At 37.0% G+C, this 23087-nt stretch carries 12 protein-coding genes; 2 read left to right on the top strand and 10 right to left on the bottom strand.

The features are described 5' to 3' along the window. Positions 1-213 precede the first annotated feature (213 nt). Entirely contained in the window at positions 214-627 is a 414-nt protein-coding gene (locus FC66_RS06120) for a helix-turn-helix domain-containing protein (RefSeq protein WP_057974508.1), read from the bottom strand. Between the two features lie 54 nt (positions 628-681). Further along, positions 682-1374, bottom strand: coding sequence for a VIT1/CCC1 transporter family protein (locus FC66_RS06115; RefSeq protein ID WP_057974507.1), 693 nt, complete (start codon positions 1372-1374; stop codon positions 682-684). A 217-nt stretch (positions 1375-1591) separates the two neighbouring features. Here FC66_RS06115 and FC66_RS06110 point away from each other — a divergent pair, with 217 nt between their 5' ends. After that, a complete protein-coding gene (locus tag FC66_RS06110; protein ID WP_057974506.1) occupies positions 1592-2119 on the top strand; it encodes a hypothetical protein in 528 nt (175 codons plus the stop codon). Between the two features lie 31 nt (positions 2120-2150). Here the strand turns inward: FC66_RS06110 and FC66_RS06105 are convergent, their stop codons facing one another. From FC66_RS06105 to FC66_RS06070, 7 genes are all read right to left on the bottom strand, one after another. Beyond that, on the bottom strand, positions 2151-2537 hold the full coding sequence (locus tag FC66_RS06105; protein ID WP_057974505.1) for a DUF956 family protein: 387 nt from the start codon (positions 2535-2537) through the stop codon (positions 2151-2153). Positions 2538-2645: 108 nt separating this feature from the next. Beyond that, on the bottom strand, positions 2646-3557 hold the full coding sequence (locus FC66_RS06100; RefSeq protein WP_057974504.1) for a PTS system mannose/fructose/sorbose family transporter subunit IID: 912 nt from the start codon (positions 3555-3557) through the stop codon (positions 2646-2648). A 24-nt stretch (positions 3558-3581) separates the two neighbouring features. Further along, a complete protein-coding gene (locus FC66_RS06095) occupies positions 3582-4385 on the bottom strand; it encodes a PTS mannose/fructose/sorbose transporter subunit IIC (RefSeq protein WP_057974503.1) in 804 nt (267 codons plus the stop codon). Between the two features lie 37 nt (positions 4386-4422). Next, entirely contained in the window at positions 4423-5406 is a 984-nt protein-coding gene (locus FC66_RS06090) for a mannose/fructose/sorbose PTS transporter subunit IIA (protein WP_057974502.1), read from the bottom strand. A gap of 573 nt (positions 5407-5979) precedes the next feature. Beyond that, entirely contained in the window at positions 5980-9726 is a 3747-nt protein-coding gene (gene addA / locus FC66_RS06085; protein WP_057974501.1) for a helicase-exonuclease AddAB subunit AddA, read from the bottom strand. Next, a complete protein-coding gene (locus FC66_RS06080; protein ID WP_057974500.1) occupies positions 9726-13289 on the bottom strand; it encodes a PD-(D/E)XK nuclease family protein in 3564 nt (1187 codons plus the stop codon). The genes addA and FC66_RS06080 overlap by 1 nt, the downstream gene beginning before the upstream one ends. A gap of 727 nt (positions 13290-14016) precedes the next feature. Next, on the bottom strand, positions 14017-14985 hold the full coding sequence (locus tag FC66_RS06070; RefSeq protein ID WP_057974498.1) for a ribose-phosphate diphosphokinase: 969 nt from the start codon (positions 14983-14985) through the stop codon (positions 14017-14019). Positions 14986-15182: 197 nt separating this feature from the next. Between FC66_RS06070 and FC66_RS06065 the strand changes: the two genes are divergently transcribed. After that, positions 15183-16541 carry a hemolysin family protein gene (locus FC66_RS06065; protein WP_057974497.1) on the top strand — a complete coding sequence of 453 codons (1359 nt, stop codon included), beginning with the start codon at positions 15183-15185 and terminating at the stop codon, positions 16539-16541. Between the two features lie 139 nt (positions 16542-16680). On the opposite strand, the gene FC66_RS06060 is transcribed toward FC66_RS06065, so the two are convergent. After that, on the bottom strand, positions 16681-23064 hold the full coding sequence (locus tag FC66_RS06060; RefSeq protein ID WP_057974496.1) for a Cna B-type domain-containing protein: 6384 nt from the start codon (positions 23062-23064) through the stop codon (positions 16681-16683). Positions 23065-23087: the final 23 nt, after the last annotated feature.

The following is a 23087-nucleotide window of genomic DNA, read 5'->3' as shown; positions in this document are numbered from 1 at the left end:
ACCAAAACCTTTATCTGCGTTAAACCACTTTACTGTACCTTGTTCCATGAATAAAATCCTCCTTGTGTCTAGTGACACGTTTTATTTATGACCCTCGAACCGTCCCAGTTGGTATCGTCTCCGAAAACACTCATCAACTTCATTTGGTTCGAAAAGTCACCTAAATTATATCACGTCTAATCGTAAAAATAAATTCTAAAGTAGCGCTTTTATTTAGTTATTCTCATCTTCAAGAGGTAACGCTAAATCGTCATTTTCTTCAAGACTACGTGGTTGGTATTTACCCATTAAATAGCCCTGTATCATCTGGATAACTTCATAACGATCATTACCCGACAAGTTTTTATCTCGATAGGAGAGTGTTGCCGTCCGAGCAAATAAATCTTCAAGGTCGATGACCTCGTTATTTGTTTGGCCGACTAAAAAATCAATTGAGACATGGAAGAATTCAGCTAATTTTCTAACCTCTAGATACGAAGGCGTGTTAATACCACGCTCCCAACTACCAATCTGAGGACCAGAATTTAAATTATGCGTCGATTCTTGTGACTGATTAAGCCCAACGGCTAGTTGCGTTAACGTTAACCCACTACCTCTACGCAATGCTTTTAGTCTTTCCGGAAACATAAACAACACTCCTTTTAGTTAAGCATACCTCTTTTTCAAAAAAAGTGTCGCTTTTTAACCGAATAATCCACCAATATAATAAGTCACAATCATGGTAACTAATCCAACCACAACATTTCTAGTCATCGCGTACTTAACATTATTGTGCCCTAGTACGCCACTTATCGCCCCGGTTAGAAGCAAGGCTAGGGCGACGCCGATAACGGTCATCGGGATCATCATCCCCGCTGGCAATATTGTTATCAACAACAAAGGAACCAGTGACCCAACCACAAATGAAATCACTGATGAAACTGCGGCATGCCAAGGATTCAGGTATTCGCCAACATCAATATTATTAACTTCTTTGCAATAATTTTCCAACTCATTTTGACTCATTAATTCAGAAACGACATCCGCTGCAACCGTTCGTGATAGTCCCTTACCCTGATAAATACCAATTAAACGTTCAATCTCAAATTCATGGTTTTCTTGTAATCGTGTTGCTGCCAGTTGAATAACTGACTTTTGTGTCTCTCTTTGTGCAGAAACGGACACATATTCGCCACCTGCCATAGAAAAGGCACCAGCAAACATCCCCGCAAGTCCAGCTAATACGAGATAGTATTTATCTTGACTAGCACCTGCCATTCCTAAAATGACGCCCGCAACTGAAATAATTCCATCATTAGCACCTAATACCCCGGCTCTTAAAATATTTAACTTCGTTGATAATGTCATACCAACCTTGACTACACGGCTATCCATCAAACGTCTCACTCCATTTCCAATTACTTAAGTATAAGCTAATTGAGAACAATTATCAGTTAGCTCAGCCAATTTAAGAAAAGAACATGATTGTCTTATCTTAAATAGGGTGCGACCTTTTCTCATACATCGGCGGTTGTCTCATAAGTCGAAAGAAACTGCATTTCCACCCATTATAGGATATAATTAAAGCAGTTGTTCGAAAGAGGTGAATCAAATGTCTGACTCAAAAAAATATCCAATTAGTCCTTATTTTGAAATTAAAAGTAATCATCCTTGGTATATTGACGCGGAAATTGAAGAATTAATGCATTATAGTCAAAATCTTAAAACTGTCTTACAGTCAATCACCAAAAATGAAAATATTAATAAGGGCTGGCGCGATGAAGATTTAGAAACCAACGTCCAGTTACTGCTCCTTATTGACTACGAAGAACTTGAAGTTTGGAAATACCCTGTTGATTTGTCATTTGGTAAGCTGTCTTTAAAAGAAGATGTCATTTCATTCAATGAAAATAGTCGGATCGCGCTTTATTTTGAAGACGATCAAGCCGTTATGCGTAAACTGGGGTACTTACCAAAAGAAGATACACTTCAGGCACACAATATTATGGCTGAATTACCTAACTATAAAATTGCTACCTATTTAACGGGTGGTCCTTATAAGAAGCTCACATTTGAAGATAACGAACTTGAAATAGATAACGGTTTTGAAGAATTCCGGTTAAATATTTTAATCTACTAAAAAAGCATTCTCGACGAGAATGCTTTTTTAGTTATTTATTTTTACTTATTTTACCAATAATTGACTTGGCCGAACGTTTTAATACATCACCCATACCAAGCGCCTGAACCATATTTGCTGGATCAACATAGTTTCGAATAGTACGTAGCACTAGCTTTGGCTTTTTAGAAGCGAACGTGAATGTCCCATTTTTTTTCGTTTTAATTGCATAACGCGGAATCCAATGGCCTTTAAACATCACCGATGCAACTACTTGTTGAACTTCATCCCATGGAATTTGGATAAACTTACGAGCGTCAGATTGATTATAAAATTCAAACCCTTTATCACCAATCATTATCGTCCCGTAGTCTGCTAATCCCGTAAAGGCGGTTGCATCTATTGTTAAATCTATTTTTGTATTCATTGATTGAACCATGCTGTTTGGACTCCATTTTCTGTTTTGACGTAGCTTAATTATACCGTTATTTACCCTAATAAACTATAAAAAAAAACTCGGGATATTTCCCCGAGTTCAATTTTAATTTTATAGGATGTGAAGAACGTGAGCACCGATACCAACTACGAATAAACCTAGAATGATAACAATTGGTGAAACTTTCTTCTTCAATAACCACATACATAAGAATGTAAGTAATAACCCAGCTAAACCTGGAATTAATTGATCCAAGTTTTGTTGCAATGTTGTTACTTTATCTGGTGTTAGTGATAAACCTGATGCTTGGTCTTGCAAGGCTTGTTGAACCCCTGCAGAACCTTTAGGCATATTAGTCCAGTCAATGAAAGCACCTTTAGCTAATTTAACCGTTGAAACAACCGGCGTAAATTTAATTGAAACCCAACGTTCAACCAAGGCCGCAAGTACGAACATACCTAGAATCGAAGCACCTTTAGTAATATCTTTTAACAAACCACCTGAAAGATCTTCTGTGATTTTAGAACCGGCTTTGTAACCAAATTCTTGTGTATACCACATGAAGCCCATACGGATGATATTCCAAGCAACGAAGAAGATGATTGGTCCAAGAATATTACCACCGATAGCCAATGAGGCACCTAAAGCACCCAACATAGGACGGACAGTAAACCAGAAGACGGGATCGCCGACACCGGCTAAAGGACCCATCATACCAACTTTAACACCTTGAATTGCAACATCGTCGATATCAGCACCATTAGCACGTTCTTCTTCAAGTGCTAATGTAACACCAAGGATTGGTGATGCAAGATAAGGATGAGTATTGAAGAATTCCATGTGTCGTTTCATTGCTGCCGCACGGTCTTCTTTAGTTTTGTATAATTTTTTAATTGCTGGAATCATTGAGAATGTCCAACCACCATTTTGCATACGTTCGTAGTTCCATGAACCTTGAATGAACGTTGAACGCCATGCTACGGCTAATCGATCTTTTTTAGTTAATTCAATTTTATCTGCCATAATATTTTTCCTCCCTCTTCCAGTCTAATAGTCGTTTAGAATTTCGCCAAGTGGATCACCGGTATTATTGCCACCGCCACCATTTGATGAACCACCCATTTTTTCGAGGTTCAAGTAAATAAGAGCAAGGGCAACACCGATAGCACCAATAGCGATCAATGTTAATTGCGTAATAGCTGCGACTACGAAACCAAGAACGAAGAATGGCCATACTTCTTTTGTAGCCATCATGTTAATAACAAGTGCATAACCAACGGCAACCACTAATCCACCACCAATAGCCATACCATCTGTTAACCAAGCAGGCATTGAGTTCAAGAATCCGGCAACAGTTTTTGCTGGAATGAAGAGAAGTGCTGCTGCAGGGATAGCAATACGGATACCTTGCATACAGATAGCAAGAATATGCCATACTTCTAATTTACGGATATTACCTTGTTCTGCTGCGGCGTCCATTGCATGAACAATAGGAACAGCAAGTGTACGAACAACCATTGTTAAGAATAATCCGGCAACGGCAAGGGGAACGGCAACAGCGATAGCTGCGGGAACACCTTTAACACCTTGTCCACCTAATACTAAAATAATTGCTGATGCAACTGAAGCAAGTGCAGCATCGGGAGAAACAGCAGCCCCGATATTTGCCCAACCAAGTGCGATCATTTGTAATGTACCACCAAGAACGATTCCGGCGGTGAAATTACCAGTTACTAAACCGATTAAGGTACATGCCACTAGTGGTTGATGGAATTCGAATTCATCCAAAATTCCTTCAATACCAGCTAGAAAGGCAACTAATACTACTAAAATCATTGATATAGCTGACATAATAAGCCTCCTAAATTAATTTCCTTTTATTTGTTGTTTAAGCCTTAGCTAATTCTGCTTTAGCTTTTTTGAGAATGTTAGCCATGTTATCCTTTGAATCATTAGGTACTTTACGGACATCAAATGTAACGCCCTTGTCTTCTAATTTTTCAAAAGTATCAACATCTTCTTGTCCCATTGATAATACGTTGTTAACAACAACTTTACCAACTGAATGAGCCATTGAACCAAGATTAATCTCACTAAAGTTCATACCGCCATTCATTGCTGTTAAAACATCTTCTGGGCTTTCAAAGAGTAATAATGCTTTCATTCCACCAAAACGAGGGTCTTTTGAGACTTCAATCATCTTAGCAATTGGCACAACATGTGCAACAATACCAGGTGGTGAAGCTTGCTCGATTAAGTTTTTACGAAGCGTATCTTTAGCAACATTATCAGAAACAACAATGATACGATCAGGTTTAACTGATTTAGACCAAGCTGTAGCAACTTGTCCATGCAATAAACGAGAATCGATACGTGTTAAAACGTAATCAATTTTACCATCACCGATGACAGTTCCCTCAGGAATTGAACCAGTAGGTTTGTTTGTTGCAACAACAGCTGCTTCTTTTGGTGCCAAATCTTCTGGTTTGATCTTAACGCCGCCTTTTGCTTCACCTAAGATACTTGCAGCAATTTCTTGTGCAGAATCTATTGATAAGCGTGCTGCGTAAGCTTCAATTAACATTGGCAAGTTTAAACCTGTAACGATTGCCCATTTGTCTTTGTGAGCTTCAAACAAACCGTTTGCTTGATTAAATGGTGATCCACCCCATAAATCAACTAAGAACAAGACTTCATCGTCGTCATCAAAAGTAGCAATTGCTGCTTCAAGATGAGCTTTCAAATCGTCAGGGCCTTCATTTGGCATGAAAGTTACAGCTTGAACTTTTTCTTGTTCACCAAAAATCATTGAACCGGATTGCATAATGCCTTCGGAAAATTTACCGTGACTTGCAATTACAATTCCAACCATTTTAAAACCTCCTAAATGTTTATTAGATTACTGTAAGAACTCAGGAAAAACGCTTACATTTATAATATAAAAGTACACACAAATTTATTTCAAAAGCAATTCAAGCATCCGCCTTTGTTCCTAAGCAATCTAATTTAATTTTAAAATGTTATAAAAACCTTAAAAATAATATCGTTTCCATAACGTCTATGTTGTTTAGTATAGCACAACGATTACGAATTACTATTAAAAAAGCGTAATTGTATGCGGTTACAATCATACCATTTAAACGTATGGATATTAGTTATCCACCCGCATAATGGGTTTTTTAACGTTTACATGACTTGTTTCATTCAAAAAAAACCTATCTATACCAATTTGTAAAAAAGTTTTTTAAAATCATGATAATTCCTTGCTTTTCTATAAAATGGCACCGAAATTGCGTTAACCATTTTCGTTAGGTCTTCCCTCAAAAAAATGAAATCAGCAAAGAACCGCCCACCAATAAAATAAGTGGACGGTTCTTATTATCTTAAACTATCAATAAACGCGATTTGTTCAACCGATATTTTCTTGCTGTATACCTTTATATCCCTAAACCTCAACTACTCGATTAGCAGCCAACAGATATAGATATTTATGTGCAACTTTTAACCCCGTCATATTCGCTAGTGCTTCGCCATAAAGATTCAATTGACCTCGATAACGAGCCGTTAATTTTTCAATCTCTTCTATAGTATTGTCTTTAGAAACTTTATCCGTCTTGTAATCAAATAAAATCAATTCATTATCCTTAATGAAGTACCCATCAATAATCCCATGGATGAGAACTTTTTCATCAGGAGACTCAACGTTTTGGAAGAGTTCGCTGGCCGGTAATAACATTGAGAAAGGTGCTTCACGCTGTACGGTGTTCCCAGCCAATACAACTTCCTTCCCTAGATCAGACTGAAAGAAATTAGCGATATGTTGCTCGTTAATTAATACCGCCACCTCTTGAGTTAAAACCTTGGCTGAGACTAAGCGTTTAATTTCAGTTTGAATTCCTACTAAGGTAACCTCAGTGGTTAAATCTAGTTCTTGTAGAACCAAATGTGTTGCACTACCAATATCACTTCCGGTTGGTGCGGTCACGCCCTGCATAAATTTCGGCACAGCGAGTTCACTTGTCACATAGCGATTGCCTTGACCTGCTATGCTCAATTGATCCATTTCACGATTAGTTGGATCATCGAATAATCGTTTCACTTCTGATACTGCCTGATAGGCTGTTGTTTTTGTCAAATTATCAAATGGATATTTGAAATTTAACACTTTGTCAATTTGGTCAACATCAATAGTACCAAAAGTTTCCGGCATGCCATCAGTCGTTGCCTCTAACCAATCTATTTGAGTGACTTCTTCTTCGGAAACACTTAATTGTTGTAAATCCTTTTTTTGATAGAAGCTGACACTAAATTGCGTTTTTACAGCATTTTCATCAAGTAGTTGTGGTACCACTGGTGGATCTAACAACAGTGATTTATCAAACTGCGGATGACGGACTAACGCCATACCAATCCAGTCCATGAAATTTTTAATGCCACTTCGAGCTGGCGCGTTTAAAACAAGTTGTTGACTCTGGAACGCTTTTTGCCAACGTTTAATTGCCGTTTCTCTATTTGCGTAAGCACCAACAATAAATAACCGTTGTTCAGCACGTGTTAAAGCAACATACAACAAGCGCATTTCTTCCGCCTCAGATTTCTCGATAACGGCCGATTTCACAATTGATTTTTGCAGTGTATCCATTGCTGTCCGATTCTCAGGGTTCAAATAAGTAATACCAATTCCGGCTTTATCATCGATTAAATAAGGCATCCGCATCCCCATTTGATTGAATTGATGTGTCGCATCGACAAGGAAGACCATTGGAAATTCAAGTCCCTTACTCCCATGAATGGTCATTACTGACACCGCATTTTCTACATTTTGAACAGGTGCTTCTGCTAAATCTTTATCCCGTTCTTGCATTTTTTCAATAAACCGAACAAATTGGAATAGCCCCTTAAAACTACTATTCTCATAAGCATGTGCGCGATTATATAAGGCATGTAGATTGGCTTGTCTTTGACTTCCCGCGGGCATCCCACCAACGTAATCAAGAAAGCCTGTTTCTTGGTATATCTGCCAAATTAGTGTCGCTATCTGATTTTCATGTGCAATCTCACGAAATCCTGAAAGTTGCGTCAGGAATCGATCAATTTTTTGATAAATATTTTTAGCAAATCCACTTTCTTTAAAGGTATCAAAATTTTGATAGAAAGTTAGTACTGCTTGATAATAATCATCCGTCCGATTACCAATTCGTAAATAGGCCAGCTCATTTTCATCTAGCCCTACGATAGGTGACCGCAACACACTAACTAACGGAATATCTTGATACGGATTATCAATAATCCGCAATAACGACATCATAATACGAATTTCAGTGGTTTGAAAATAACTTTCCGCATCGTTAACAACAACTGGAATCCCCATTTTTTTAAACATATCAATAATCACTAAATTATTCTTACGTGTTGGTACCAATAACGCAATATCACGGTACGCCACTGGTCTTTTTTCTGAAGTCTCACGGTCAAATATCTCCGTTTTAGTCGTCATTAGTTCTTGAATACGCTGGCCTATTAAAGCAACCTGACCTTCTGACTTCCCGTCAATTTCAAATTGTTCATTCGTTGCTTCAACAGGTTCATCCGGATTTTCAAAAGTTTCGGGTTCATCCGATTCATAAATTAACACCTCAGCATTTTGCTCAACATCAGGGTAATACGTTGCCCCAAATACGAGTTTGGCATCAGTATCGTAAGCCATTTGCCCGACTCTATTATCCATAATCTGAGTAAAAATTAAGTTAGTAAAAGCCGTTACATTCTCCACGGAACGAAAGTTTTCAGCTAAAATAATTCGGTTACCCTGACTGTCATCTTCCTTATAAGCTTTATCCTTACTTAAAAATAGACCAGGGTCCGCCAGTCTGAAACCGTAAATCGACTGTTTCACATCCCCCACCATAAACATATTACCAGGGTTTTTCGTAGTAATTCGCGTTAAAATGGCTTCCTGAAGTTGATTTGTATCCTGATATTCGTCAACCAAAACTTCATTATATTTTGCTTGAAGTGCCGTTCGTGTCTGAACGGATGTCTCAGAATCTCGCGTCAAAATATCCAATGCTAGATGTTCTAAATCATTAAAATCAAGCATATGCCGTTGACGTTTCTCCTTACTAAACGCATCACTAAACAAGCCAATCACGTCGACTAATTTTTCAATCAGCTTTTTGGACTCCGCCATAATTTCTAAAGTTTCTGTTTCATTTAAATTAAAGAAGCGCTCAGTTAGATTAGTTAATCGTTTTTTAATACCGTCTTTTAAGTCTTTAATCTGATCCTTAGCTGTGGCCTGGTCTGCCTCTAAGTTCTTCGCCGACACGCTTGGGGCACGTTTCAACTTATACCCACGAATATTATCGTGAATTTGATTCCAAGCCGCATCATCGTCAACTGATTGAACAATAGCCACTAGGAGCTGGATTTCTTCCTCGGTGACCACCTGATGTTTGGTTAAACTAAAGTGAACGGATAAGTCTAATGCCGTTTTCAAGTCGGCTTGAATTTGGGTTAAATCGGCCTGAATTAACGGCTTAATTGTCGTTTGGTAGTATAAGCTACCAACCAGGTCATCTCCCACATCATAAGTTGCCGCTAAACTGGCTAACCATTCTGCGGGGTTTGGTTTTGAACTCGCAAATGTAAATAAACTAAAAACAAGTTCTGATAACCCATCATCATTGCGATCGTTTGAAAAATTTTGTGTTAGTCGTTCAAATACTGCGTCATCCGTAGCATATAATGACTCACGCAAATCCTCCCAAACACTTTCTCGCAACAAAGCTGCTTCAGTTACATCCGTTAACATCCTGAAGACAGGATCCAAATCAATCACGTAATAATAACGTTTAATTAATTGCAGACAGAAGGCATCAAAGGTGCTGATATTAGCGACCGGTAGGCGCATCAATTGGTCAACTAAATGTTGTTTATCTTCACGATTATCTGTTTCATTGATTGCTTTTTGTAGCGCAACTTGAATTCGTTGACGCATTTCTTTAGCAGCGGCTTCCGTAAAAGTCACAACTAATAAATCATCAATATTCGTTTTTGCCAAGATTTTTTTAATGACACGTTCGACTAAAACACGTGTCTTACCTGAACCGGCAGAGGCCGATACCAGAATATCGGTCCCACTCTCGTCGATGGCACGTTGTTGACTTGGCGTAAATGTAAACTTACTCATTATTCATCGTCCTCCCCGTCCGTCAGGCGTCGCTCTATTTCTTCCCAACTCAATTTACTAATTTCATGGTAATTATTTTCAGGTAACATCGCATCAAATTGAAAGATAGATTTATATGGTGAATATTGTAATGCTGTTTTTTTGGCGTTCCAACGTGCAGGACTTAGGTTCGTTGACCCTGAAAAAATATCGGTTGCCGCATCCGTTATTAATTGTTTATTATGTCCCAACAATAAATTCAAATCAGTTTGTGTGATTAATTTTTTTGATAATGAAGACGGCGACGTGAAGCCCTTTTTCGTTTTTCTAAACGGATAGATTAATGAGTATCCTAGTGATTCATCTTCAAAATCTGTATCTAAATTACCCAATAATTGGTTATCTTCAAGTAATAACCCATCCATTTGGTTAGCTTTCAATAACGTTTTTTCAAACCCTTTTGCCTGAACATCTGCCATCTTCAACTTAGGATTTTGTAAATGCATATAAACGGCACCAGCGGCAGCTGTTTCCAATCCCGTGTCCGGCGCAATAGCATCCGCATTTTCAATTAGAGCTTGTAAGTAGGTTAACATCTGCATTGATAATCCGTAATAAGCATCACTAAAATCAAATTTTCGAATCCCCGATTTATAATCAACGATTCCAAGATACTGTTTTGACTCGCCCTTCATATAATCAATCCGGTCAATTTTACCGCGGACATTTACTGAACGACCCTTTGGCAAAGCGTAAGTTAAAGCCTTCAATCCAGATTCAGCACCAACATGTCCAAACAAGACTTCTGTTTTCAACGGTTTCATTTTTGTTTGTTGACCTTGTTGCCACATGGCGTGCGTTACTTGTTTCAATAGTAGACTAAGTTGCTTGGCGATATAGCCCATTCGACTGGAACTCCCCAGAATTTGAAATTGTGGTAGGTCGCGTATGTCTTTTAAAATGGCATTTAAATAATCATCTAATTGTTCTTTGGTAACGTTGGCATAAACTTGATTATTATCAGCGACTGCCTTCATCAACTCGTCCAAACCCATATGGAAAAACTCTCCTGTACTTGCTGGCGATAATTCAAAGACGTCACGTTCCTTCAATTTTAATCCATACTGTAAAAAGTACTCAAACGGATTACGGTAGAATGTTTCCAATTTTGAAATTGAAGTATCTAGTCGTGTGCCATACAAGTCAGTTATGATCTCTTGAGTTAACTTAACTGGGACATTTTTATAGTCTAAACTGCCCAACAGTTGTTTCGTTAACGGCCCAATTTCAGAATCGGCCATTAATTGACGTAAAAGATACAACCAAGAGTTCGGCATTGGCGATAACCTTGTTTTCGCCAATCGACTGGCAACGACTAATGATGATAACGTGCTCCGCTTCGTCCCCACAAAATCTAACGCCGATTGTTCCGTCAGTTCCGGATTAGCAGCCAATTGCTGTGTTGGTAAATTAAAATGTTCTTTAATCATCATTAAATAAGGCGACGGATTTAAATTTTTTTCGCCGTCGTTTCCGCTAGGATATGAAAAAATAAGTTGTTCACGTGGTCCTAGAAAAGCAAGGTAATTTAAGAAGGGTTCAGCTGCCATTTGGCTAATTGCCGAGTCTGATAAATATTGTTCAGCGGTTAGTTCTCCGGCCATTTGTGCTCGATCATCATCTGTTAATAATTGCGTTTGACTGACTTGTTCCGGCATCACCATATCTGTCGAGCCAATCATAAAGGTAATCTTACGATTGTTCATTTGAACCATCCCGGATTCAGAAATGACCACTTGATCCAAAGTCGATGGCACTTGTGAGTAACTTGCGCCTTCAAATCCAGCCTGAATTAATGCCATAAAATCATCCGCATTAAACGTCTGCTTTCCTAATGTTTCAACGTATTCATCTAACATACCGACAAACGTTTGCCATGTTTGTTCGGGTTCTTCCGATCGAGCAATATTGCCAGCAGCCAAATAACGATCACGCCAACTTAACAAGCGTTTCGTTACTCCGTTTTCAACTAGGAATTGGTAAACAAGTTTTGCGCCTGCTTCACCGGTTGTTGCTTGATCTAGTTGTTCAAAGAAAGGTGGCAAAATTACTTGAACAAAATGTCTAATCTGATTAATTTGAGTTGTAATTGCTTGGTCTTTATCCGTCTGTTGCTCATCGGCATCCGTAAAATCGAAGCGGTAGAAAGTCCAGTCATCTTTGCGTAGCCATTGAGAACCAGAAAAACCGTACTTCAAAACCATATTTTCCGTTAAATCAACGGCACTTCGATAGCGTTCAATTGGCATTTCAACCGTATCGACTTGTGGAATCAACAACTCCGTTTTTAATAAGCGCATCATTGCACCGTATTGGTAATGTTTCGCTTTTACTTCAAATAGGGCTGCTAATAACTCAACTAACGGATGGTCAGCCATCGCATGCTGTAAGTCATTAAAATAAGGAATTTGGAATTCGTTAAAAACAGGTGGAATTACCGTCTCATAGCTGTCTAAATGACGAGTTAAAATCATAAAGTCTCGGTAACGGTAGCCTTTAGTTGCCACTAGTTGCCTAATTTTTGTGGCTACTTGTCGGATTTCGATATATCGACTATCTGCTTCAAATACTTGAATAGAATCCGAATGAACCAATGATTCTGATTGCGTTCTAACTAATCGTCTTGAGGAGATCCAAAAATCTTCTAAAAGTGATAAATCAGGATTTTGATTTTCCTTTGGTTGAGCATAGCTATCGGTCAAGACCGGAATCTGAACTTGACGCGCTTTCCCAACTAAATCAGCATATAACCGACTTGATTTATAAAATAAATCTGTTTTTTCAGCAACTTTATTTGCGTTACCTTGGTCTAAGACTAGCCCTATTGTGACTTGCTTGGCTCCCTTGATTAGAGCCGTCACAAGTTCTTGTTCTTGCGCCGTGAATTGTGAAAAATGGTCAATGTAAAAATAACTTGTTCGTAAACCGTCTTCTGTGAAATAACGACTTAATTCCGCTAATAAATCATTATTTTCAATATAACGATTAGCCATTGCGGCATCAAAAGCGCGATAAATAATTTGTAAATCATGCAATTTGGCACCTAAATCACCAGTTGTTGGAAAAGTTCCAGCAATTCGCGTTAGATCATCAACCGTAACACAACCGACTTTCAGTTCTTTTAACTGACTAACCAGTTGTGAAATAAATCCCGTCTGCGTTTTTTCGCCTCTAAAAATTGTTAAATCATCTTCATGTTCAGAAATCAACTGATAGACCAACATGTTTAATCCAGATTGAGACAAACGTGGAATCTGATAATAAGGTGTATTTTTCAAAAAGAACCAAGCTAATCGCGTGAACGACAATACTTGGACATTTGATTGTGCAAAAAGATTCTGTTCAGTCAGTTTTTCTTGTCCTAATGCTTCAAGAATACTAACTTCCGCTTCAAACTTAATATGATTTGGAACCAGATAAAAAAACTGACCCGCTGGATCCATTTTTTGTGACTCTTTTAATTGTCCAACAAGGCTTGCCTGATGGTCTGTACTTGCTTTTCCTAACACAAATTTCAAACTCAATTTTACCGCCCCTTTTCATGCTACTGAATCATTCTTATTATCTATTAATATATCATATTACTATTTCTCATTTTGTCTCCCTTATATCATCCTCACTGCCTAACTAATATATGCCCACTACATGCCCAATATATATATAAAATAGAACTAATATGATCTTAAATAACATTGGGAGAAAAACGAATATCATTAGTAGATCATAAGGTAATCGACGTGTTTTCATCTGTTTAAATGACAGGTAAAATAAAACAAATATGCAAATTATAATGAGAAAATAGATGAAATTGTAATCATTTAAAGTATCACGATATGAGTCTACAGAGATTAAAGATAATTCAATTAAAGAAATTAAAAATACATAAAATTTAGTGTTTCCCTCTACTTGTGCCTGAAATTGTAATTTTAAACAAACTAAAAAATCAATTAATAAAAAAACTTGTATAGAAAACAGACCAATTATGCCTAAATGATACGGAAATAATTGAAGCATTAAAAAGAGAAACAACAAAGTATTAATAACTAACAAAAAAATAGGAACAATTGATTGCAATTTTTTAGACATAAAAGAACCTCCAGTAGTTATTATGCAAAACAAGTATACCATTAAAAATTTTTAAAATTTGTTTGGATAGGACTTATCATTTCAGCTAATAACCATTAGCAAAACCCAAAATAAAAAGCCGCCAGTAAACTCACAAAAAGTGATTTACCAACGGCCTCTTTTAATTTAATTTTTTTCTGTGAATAATTTATCAACTGAACGGTTTTTATGAATCAAATCAATGGCTTGGCCAAAGAGATCCGCAACTGATAAACGAACTAATTTGTCTAATTTATCAGCTTCTGGGACGACAATACTATCAGTTACAATAACTTGTTTAATGTTGTCATCAGATAAAGCTTCGATTGCGCCTTCTGACATAACAGCATGTGTTGCACAGGCATAAATATCTGTTGCACCGGCAGCTTTAAGTGCGCGTGCTGCATCAGTCATCATCGTTCCCGTATCAATCATATCGTCAATGACGATACAACGACGGCCTTTAACATCACCAATAATTGACGTTTCTGCACTATTATCGGCAAAGTCAGAGCCACGTTTATCAACGATAGCAATCTGAGCTTTAAGTTTTTCGGCCATATTACGGGCACCTTTAACGCTGTTATGATCAGGTGAAACGACCACAACATCATCTGTAATCCCATTTTCAATGAAGTATTTAGCTTGGATTTCTAATGAAACTAAATGGTCCACTGGGATATTGAAGAAACCTTGCAATTGCGCCGCATGCAGATCCAACGTAATCACGCGAGATACACCGGCTAATTGAATAAAGTTTGCAACAAGTTTGGCTGTAATTGGTTCACGTGAACGTGCCTTGCGATCTGAACGTGCGTACCCATAATAAGGCATTACAACGTTAATAGTACCAGCACTTGCACGACGCAATGCATCAACCATAATTAAAAGTTCCATTAAATTTTCATTTACTGGATTTGAAATTGATTGAATAATATAAATATCCGCGCCACGAATACTTTCATCAATATTAATTTGAATCTCGCCATCACTAAAGTGTTTCACGGATGCTGTAGAAAGGGTTGTATTTAAAACGTTAGCAACCTTCTCCGCTAACTCAACGTTAGAATTAAGTGCAAATAATTTTAATTGACCTTTTGCGTATTGACCCGACATGATAGCCTCCGTTATTCTTCTATATTTTTTCTTTATCCTCCTATTATAATGAATTTATGTGTAAATTACTATCCTCTGCGTAAAAAGTTTGCGATTATCTGAATAGTTCCCTTGGAGTAAACGACATTAAGCGTATTTAATGGTAAAATAGAGAGGTACGAATTTAAAATATGAATTAATTATGGGGGACACAAAAATTGTCTAGTAGTACAGTTATCGTCAATTTGATTGTCATCTTGGTGACATTATTTGCCGCAGCATTCTTCGTTGCCGCAGAATTTGCACTCGTTCAAGCACGTCCTAGTGCCATCGAGGCCGATATGGAAGCGGGTATCGGTAATCGTAAGAAACAAGAAAGAGCATTAAAAATGCTGGCTCATCTGAATGAATACCTATCAACAACCCAAGTTGGGGTCAGCGTTGCCGGGATTATTCTTGGTTGGGTCGGTGAAAAAACCATTGAGTTCCTGTTAGTGGATGTCCTCAAATGGTTCCATTTCGCGTCTGAATCAGGATTAAACATCATCGGTGCAATTATCGGTGTGCTAATCTTGACCTACGTTGAAGTGGTTTATACGGAAATCGTGCCTAAAAACTTAAGTATCGATATGCCCGTCCAAGTTCTAATGGTTGTCTTAACACCATTACGTTACTTCCATCTTGCATTCTATCCATTGGTTTGGTTGCTGAACAACTCGGCAACACGCGTAGCCAGAATGCTTGGTATCACACCAACTGATGAAAATAGTGAAATTTTTACTCAAAAAGAAATTCTAGCCTTATCACAAAATGCCGTTTCAGGTGGCGAACTTGATCGTGATGATTATGTTTACATGCAACGCGCATTTGATTTGAATGATAAGATTGCCAAAGATATTATGGTTGATCGAACAAGTCTTTACGTGGTTGATATTACAGATACCATTCACGATGTTATTAAAGATTACTTACATCAAGGATATAGCCGTTTCCCAGTCGTTGCTAACAATGATAAAGATAAAATTCTCGGCTATGTTTATATCTATGATTTAGTCAGACAAGCTGAAATCGACGATACCATTTTAATTAGTAAAATGCTCAGATCAATCATTACTGTCCCTGAAACGACACCAATTAGAACGCTGTTAAGCCAAATGATTAGTAAACAAACACCAATCGTAGTGGTTTCAGATGAATACGGTGGCACAAGTGGGATTGTAACCGATAAAGATATTTACGAAGAATTATTTGGAACAGTTAAAGATGAAATTGATGACGTTTCAAGTGAATACATCGTCAAAAATGATGATGGCACCTACAATGTCAGCGGTAAAACAACTTTATATGATTTTGAACGCTTCTTTAAAATTAAAAATAAAGAAATGAATGATTCAGAGAGCGTTACCCTGGCCGGTTTCATTCTTGAAAATCATAAAGTTCGATTAAATGAAGTTATTCGCTTTGATGCTTTCGATTTTAAAATCATTGAATTCAAACGTAACTATATCGATTGGTTCCAAGTGAGTTACTCATCAAAACAACCAGAAACAACTGAAGAAGAAAAAATTTCAAAATAAACCCATTAACTGGTTAAAGCAACAAAAATAACCCTTAATATCGGACTAAAATCCAATACTAAGGGTTATTTTTTTGACTCAAATTCAATCATTAATCAAAAGCAATGCTGATAAATAAATCAATTCAAGCTACTTTACGTTATTTAGTAACTTTCCTTTTTCGATTTCCATAAAAGTAGCATCCCCCAGATAATAATATGACTAACATTCCAAAAATAGTTACCCAGTTGTTCTCTTCTTCTCCGGTTTTAGGTAATTGTTTTTGAGTTGGTTTCTTAGGAATTGAGTTCACTTTTGTTGCTTTTGGTTTCATAACTTCCTTTTTATTAATTTCTTTTTTGACAACTTCTATTTGTTTCGATTCCTTCTTAGCAGTAACTTTCTTCACTGGTTCTTTCTTAACGGAATCTCTCTTAGTTGGTTTCTTTTCAGGTTTATCTGGCGTTAAGCTTCTGATAAGCGTATTTGTAATTTCAAAATGGCCTGGTGCCATTTCTTTCACATCCGCCGAATAAGCCTTGTCTGTCCCAACTTCTCTGACGGTATACGTTACCTTTTTACCATCATTTCTAAGATATAATTCTTGCCAAGAATATGCCCATTGATTGTTTGCATTCAATTCTACAACCTCACCGTAAGCTTTGTCATCCGCATATAATTGAACTTTCACTTGTCCAGGTCGTAACCCACCTTGATTATCATGATCGTCCCATTTCTTTATAACGTGAATGGTTGTTTTATCAGGTTCATGTTCATTAATCAGATTATTTCCATCTACCTTAGACGTATAACCTGAAACCGAATCTTCTGAAATCGTATATTCAATTACTTTTCCATTTTCATATTTCGGTATGTCTTTAAATGAATATTTCCAGTCGTCTTTTGCAGATACTAATTTTACATCTCCGACTTGTTTACCATTCGCTAGTAAATGAACTTTAATCGTTTCGGGTCTTTTTCCATCTCGATTATTGTCATCTAACCACGTTTTATGACCTGAAACACTCGTTAATTCAGACTCATGCTTGTTAATCAGATTATTTCCATCTACTTTTGATGTATAACCTAATACCGAATCTTCTGAAATCGTATACTCAATTATTTTTCCATTTTCATATTTCGGCATGTCTTTAAACGAATATTTCCAGTCTTCTTTTGCAGATACTATTTTTATATCTTCGACTTGTTTACCATTCGCTAGTAAATGAACTTTAATCGTTCCAGGTCTTTTGCCGTCTCGATTATTGTCGTCTAACCACGTTTTATGACCCGAAATATCAGTCAATTCAACATTGTGTTTGTTAATCAGGTTATTTCCATCTACCTTAGACGTATACCCTGACACCGAATCTTCTGAAATGGTATATTCGATTACTTTTCCATTCTCATATTTCGGCATATCTTTAAACGAATATTTCCAGTCTTCTTTTGCAGATACTGACTTCGCATCCCCAACCTGTTTACCATTCGCTAATAAATGAACTTTAATCGTTCCAGGTCTTTTGCCGTCTCGATTATTGTCGTCTAACCACGTTTTCGTTCCTGAAATTGTTGCTAATTCAACTTCATGCTTATTAGTAATCAACAATTCATTATTCGATTTATTCATGATTGACGTGAGCGATATATACTGATGTGCGACATTTAGTTCCTTCACACTATAACTATTTTTTACACCTTTTGATTTTTCATTTAAATCTGTCCAGCGATGAATCCAGTGATTTGCTTCACTCAATTCCACAACTTCACCTTGTGTCTTACCGTTTGCATATAATTGAACCCAAACCTTATCCGGACGCACACCATCTTGGTTGTTCTGATCATCCCATTTTTTCGTAACTTGGATTATTGTTTTTTTGGGAATGTAGCTATTAATAAGGTTGATTCCATCAACTTTTGATGTATAGCCTGGCACCGAATTCTCTGAAATAGTATATTCGATTGCTTTACCGTTTTCGTATTTCGGCACATCTTTAAATGAATATTTCCAGTCTTCTTTTGTGGATACTGACTTCGCATCTCCGACCTGTTTGCCATTTGCTAATAAATGGACTTTAATCGTTTCGGGTCTTTTACCATCTTGATTATTTCCATCTAACCACGTTTTATAACCTGAAATTGTTGTCAATTCAGACTCATGTTTGTTAATCAGATTATTTCCATCTACTTTTGCTGTATAACCTGCTACTGAATTTTCTGAAATGGCATATTCAATTACTTTGCCATTCTCGTATTTTGGCACATCTTTAAATGAATATTTCCAATCATTTTTTGCGGATACTGATTTCACATCTCCAACCTGTTTGCCATTTGCTAATAAATGGACTTTAATCGTTTCGGGTCTTTTACCATCTTGATTATTTCCATCTAACCACGTTTTATAACCTGAAATTGTTGTCAATTCAGACTCATGTTTGTTAATCAGATTATTTCCATCTACTTTTGCTGTATAACCTGCTACTGAATTTTCTGAAATGGCATATTCAATTACTTTGCCATTCTCGTATTTTGGCACATCTTTAAATGAATATTTCCAATCATTTTTTGCGGATACTGATTTCACATCTCCAACCTGTTTGCCATTCGCTAATAAATGGACTTTAATCGTTTCGGGTCTTTTACCATCTTGATTATTTCCATCTAACCACGTTTTATAACCTGAAATTGTTGTTAATTCAGATTTGTGTTTATTAGTAAGGTTTACACCCTCAATTTTTGACGTATATCCCGCTACTGAATCTTCTGAAATGGCATATTCGATTACTTTGCCATTCTCGTATTTTGGCACATCTTTAAATGAATATTTCCAGTCGTCTTTTGCAGATACTGACTTCGCATTCCCAACTTGTTTACCATTCGCTAACAAATGAATCTTAATCGTTTCTGGCCTTTTACCATCTTGATTATTATCATCTAACCACGTTTTATGACCTGAAGCACTCGTCAATTCAACCTTATGACTATTGGTGATTAGAAACTCATTTTTTTCTTTGTTAACAATAGATACGGCTGATTGATATGACTTGGAAACATTCAATTCTTTTACGTCATAAGAAACTTTCATGCCTTTTACTTTTTCATTTAAATCCGTCCAGTGATGAACCCAGTGATTTGATTCATTCAGTTCCACACCATTACCCTGTGGTTTACCATCCGCATACAGTTGAACCCTAACTTTATTAGGACGCACACCATCTTGATTATTCTGGTCTTCCCATTTTTTCGTAACTTGAACGGCTACTTTCCCAGGTGTATAGCTATTAATCAGGTCATTCCCATCTACTTTTGATGTATATCCTGACACCGAATCTTCTGAAATGGCATATTCAATTACTTTACCGTTTTCGTATTTTGGTACATCTTTAAATGAATATTTCCAGTCGTCTTTTGCGGATACGGACTTCACATCTCCAACTTGTTTGCCGTTTGCTAATAAATGGACTTTAATCATTTGGGGTCTTTTTCCGTCTTGATTATCATTATCCAACCAGGTTTTCGTTCCTGAAACACTCGTTAATTCAGACTCATGTTTGTTAATTAGGTCAGTACCATCTACTTTTGATGTATAACCCGACACCGAATCTTCTGAAATGGCATATTCAATTACTTTACCGTTTTCGTATTTTGGTACATCTTTAAATGAATATTTCCAGTCGTCTTTTGCGGATACGGACTTCACATCTCCAACTTGTTTGCCGTTTGCTAATAAATGGACTTTAATCATTTGGGGTCTTTTTCCGTCTTGATTATCATTATCCAACCAGGTTTTCGTTCCTGAAACACTCGTTAATTCAGACTCATGTTTGTTAATTAGGTCAGTACCATCTACTTTTGATGTATAACCCGACACCGAATCTTCTGAAATGGCATATTCAATTACTTTACCATTTTCATATTTCGGCACATCTTTAAATGAATATTTCCAGTCGTCTTTTGCAGTAACTGTTTTTGCATCTCCGACTTGTTTACCATTCACTAATAAATGAACCTTAATCGTTTCCGGCCGTTTTCCGTCTCGATCATTGTCATCTAACCAGGTTTTATTACCAGAAATATCAGTCAATTCAGTTTTATGACTATTAGTAATCGTAAACTCATTTTTTTCTTCATTAACTACGGATACGACCGATTTATATTGTTTAGAGACGGCGACTTCCTTAACTCTGTAGTTTACTTTAGACCCTTTTAATTTTTTATCTAATTCTGTCCACTGATATAACCAATGATTTGCTTCATTCAATTCCACAATGTCGCCTTGTTTTTTATCATCCGCGTACAGTTGAATCTGGACTTTATCGGGGCGCAGACCATCCTGGTTATTGTGGTCCGCCCATTTTTTGGTAACTTGAACGGCCGTTTTCTCAGGCGTATATCGATTAATTAAATTAAATCCTGATACTTCGGGTGTATAACCAACCACGTTATCTTCAACTACGCTGTAATGAATTAATTGGCCGTTTTCGTATTTTGGCATGTCGTTAAATGTATATTGCCAATTCTCAGCGGCCGTCACTTTTTTCGCAACCCCAACACGTTGGTTATTCGCTAATAAATTAACTTGAATAGCACTTGGCCGTTTTCCATCTTGATCATCATTATCGACCCATGTTTTTGTACCAGAAATAGCGGTCAATTCGGGTTTATGTGTGTTGGTGATTAAAAACTCGTTCTCCGTCGCATCCACGTTTGAAATATCAGCTTGATACTGGTTTGAAACATTTAATTCCTTTACGCTATACTTAATTTTCGTACCATTTTCGTTTTTATTCAGATTCAGCCAGTGCCCGGTCCAATGATTGTCCTCATTTAATTCGACCGGATCTCCTTTTTCTTTTCCGTCCGCATATAATTGCACTTTTACATCGTCCGAACGTATACCATCTTGATTATTGTGATCAACCCATTTTTTAATTACCGTTACGCTCGTTTTCGTTGGCATATAGGTATTTTCGATATTCATACCGTCTACTTTACCCGTATAGTCTTCGACAGCATTTTCAGATACTGTATATTGAATTAATTTTCCGTTAGCATATTTGGGCACATCGCTAAACTTGTATTGCCAGTTTTCACTGGCTTTTACCGTTTTTTCAGGTCCCTCTTGCTTACCGTTTGCTAATAAATGAATTTTAATCGATTCGGGTCTCTGTCCGTCCTTATTTTCATTATCTACCCACGTTTTTTCACCACTAATATCTGTCGTCTCGGATTCATGCTGATTCGTAATCACGAATTCATTCTCACTCGCATCTTGAGTCGTTACCTCTGGAACATACCCGTCTGTTTGACTCGTTTCTTCAACAGTATAGATAATTTCAGAACCATTAACGCTCTTCACTAGCCCTTTCCACGAATAATGCCATTGGTTAGCAGCTTCCAAAGTGACTGGATCACCCGTTTTATTTCCATTTGCATATAGTTGTGCAGTTACTTTCTCAGGACGCAAGCCATCCTGATTATCGTGGTCGTCCCATTTTTTAGTTACTGAAGCAATTGTTTTATTTTCTCCATCAATCTTGCCATCCACGTTGACATTTTTAACCGTCGCATTTGATTCTTTACCGCTTACCGCTGGTTGATTGAATTCTCGATACCATATTTTACTTTTATTTTCAAAAGACTTTTGATTGTAATCTTGAATTTTTGTTAAATATTTAATTCTAAAAGTATTCTTTGACACCCATCTTTCCGGGATAAAAACCTTAATTTGTCCAGTCTCTGGATCAGCAGAAATAGAGCTACCCTGAAATACTTTTGTGAATTTTTCTACGGCTCCTTTACCCAGAAAACAACTATGATTATAGCCATTCACAGAAATTTCAAAATTATCTAAATCTAGTTTCTGTCCGGGTTGTATTTTGTCATCAATATCGATGCCATCTGTTGCAAAATTTTTATTATTATTAATATTTAAAAACCACCGTACATGACTTGTATCCTCAGGTTGCATGTCGCCCGATTTATAATAAAACGAATTTATAGTCGGCTTCGTTGCAGGTTTTTCGATACTTATTTCCGCAGACTGATTCCCACTTGTGATGATTAAATTCCCAATGTTTTTATCATCCGTTTCAGTCATATTACGGCCCTCCAAATCAAACTCAGTCCATCCCTTAACATCTGACATATCTTCAATATTATGATCAAATAAAATGACTGCTTTTTCTTTGGTTACCGTTAAAGTTCCCACGTCGACATTATGTATTTTAAATTTATAGGTTTTAGCATATCCCGTCCCAAACACGTGGCCAGAATGTGGCCAATTGACAGCAATAACGTCTCCCGCCTTTATCTTTCTCCCTTGAGCATTAAATTCTAATCTAACCGTTGCCTTCCCTCCATCAACCATTCTATTTGTTGATAGTTTAAGATCCGTCACCATATGACTCACATCATTATTTACTTTTGCTTGTTGCGTTACTACATCCCCATGGGTTGCTTCAGCGTAAGCCGTTGCTGGCGTAATGCAAAAAGAAGTTAATAATCCTAATAATATGAAATATGTCCTTATTTTTTTATTCATCTAATCCTCCACTAAGATTCATC

Source organism: Dellaglioa algida DSM 15638, assembly GCF_001434695.1.
GTDB lineage: Bacteria > Bacillota > Bacilli > Lactobacillales > Lactobacillaceae > Dellaglioa > Dellaglioa algida.
The sequence above is the reverse complement of the archived record's forward strand: the minus strand, read 5'-3'. Positions and strand labels throughout refer to the sequence as shown.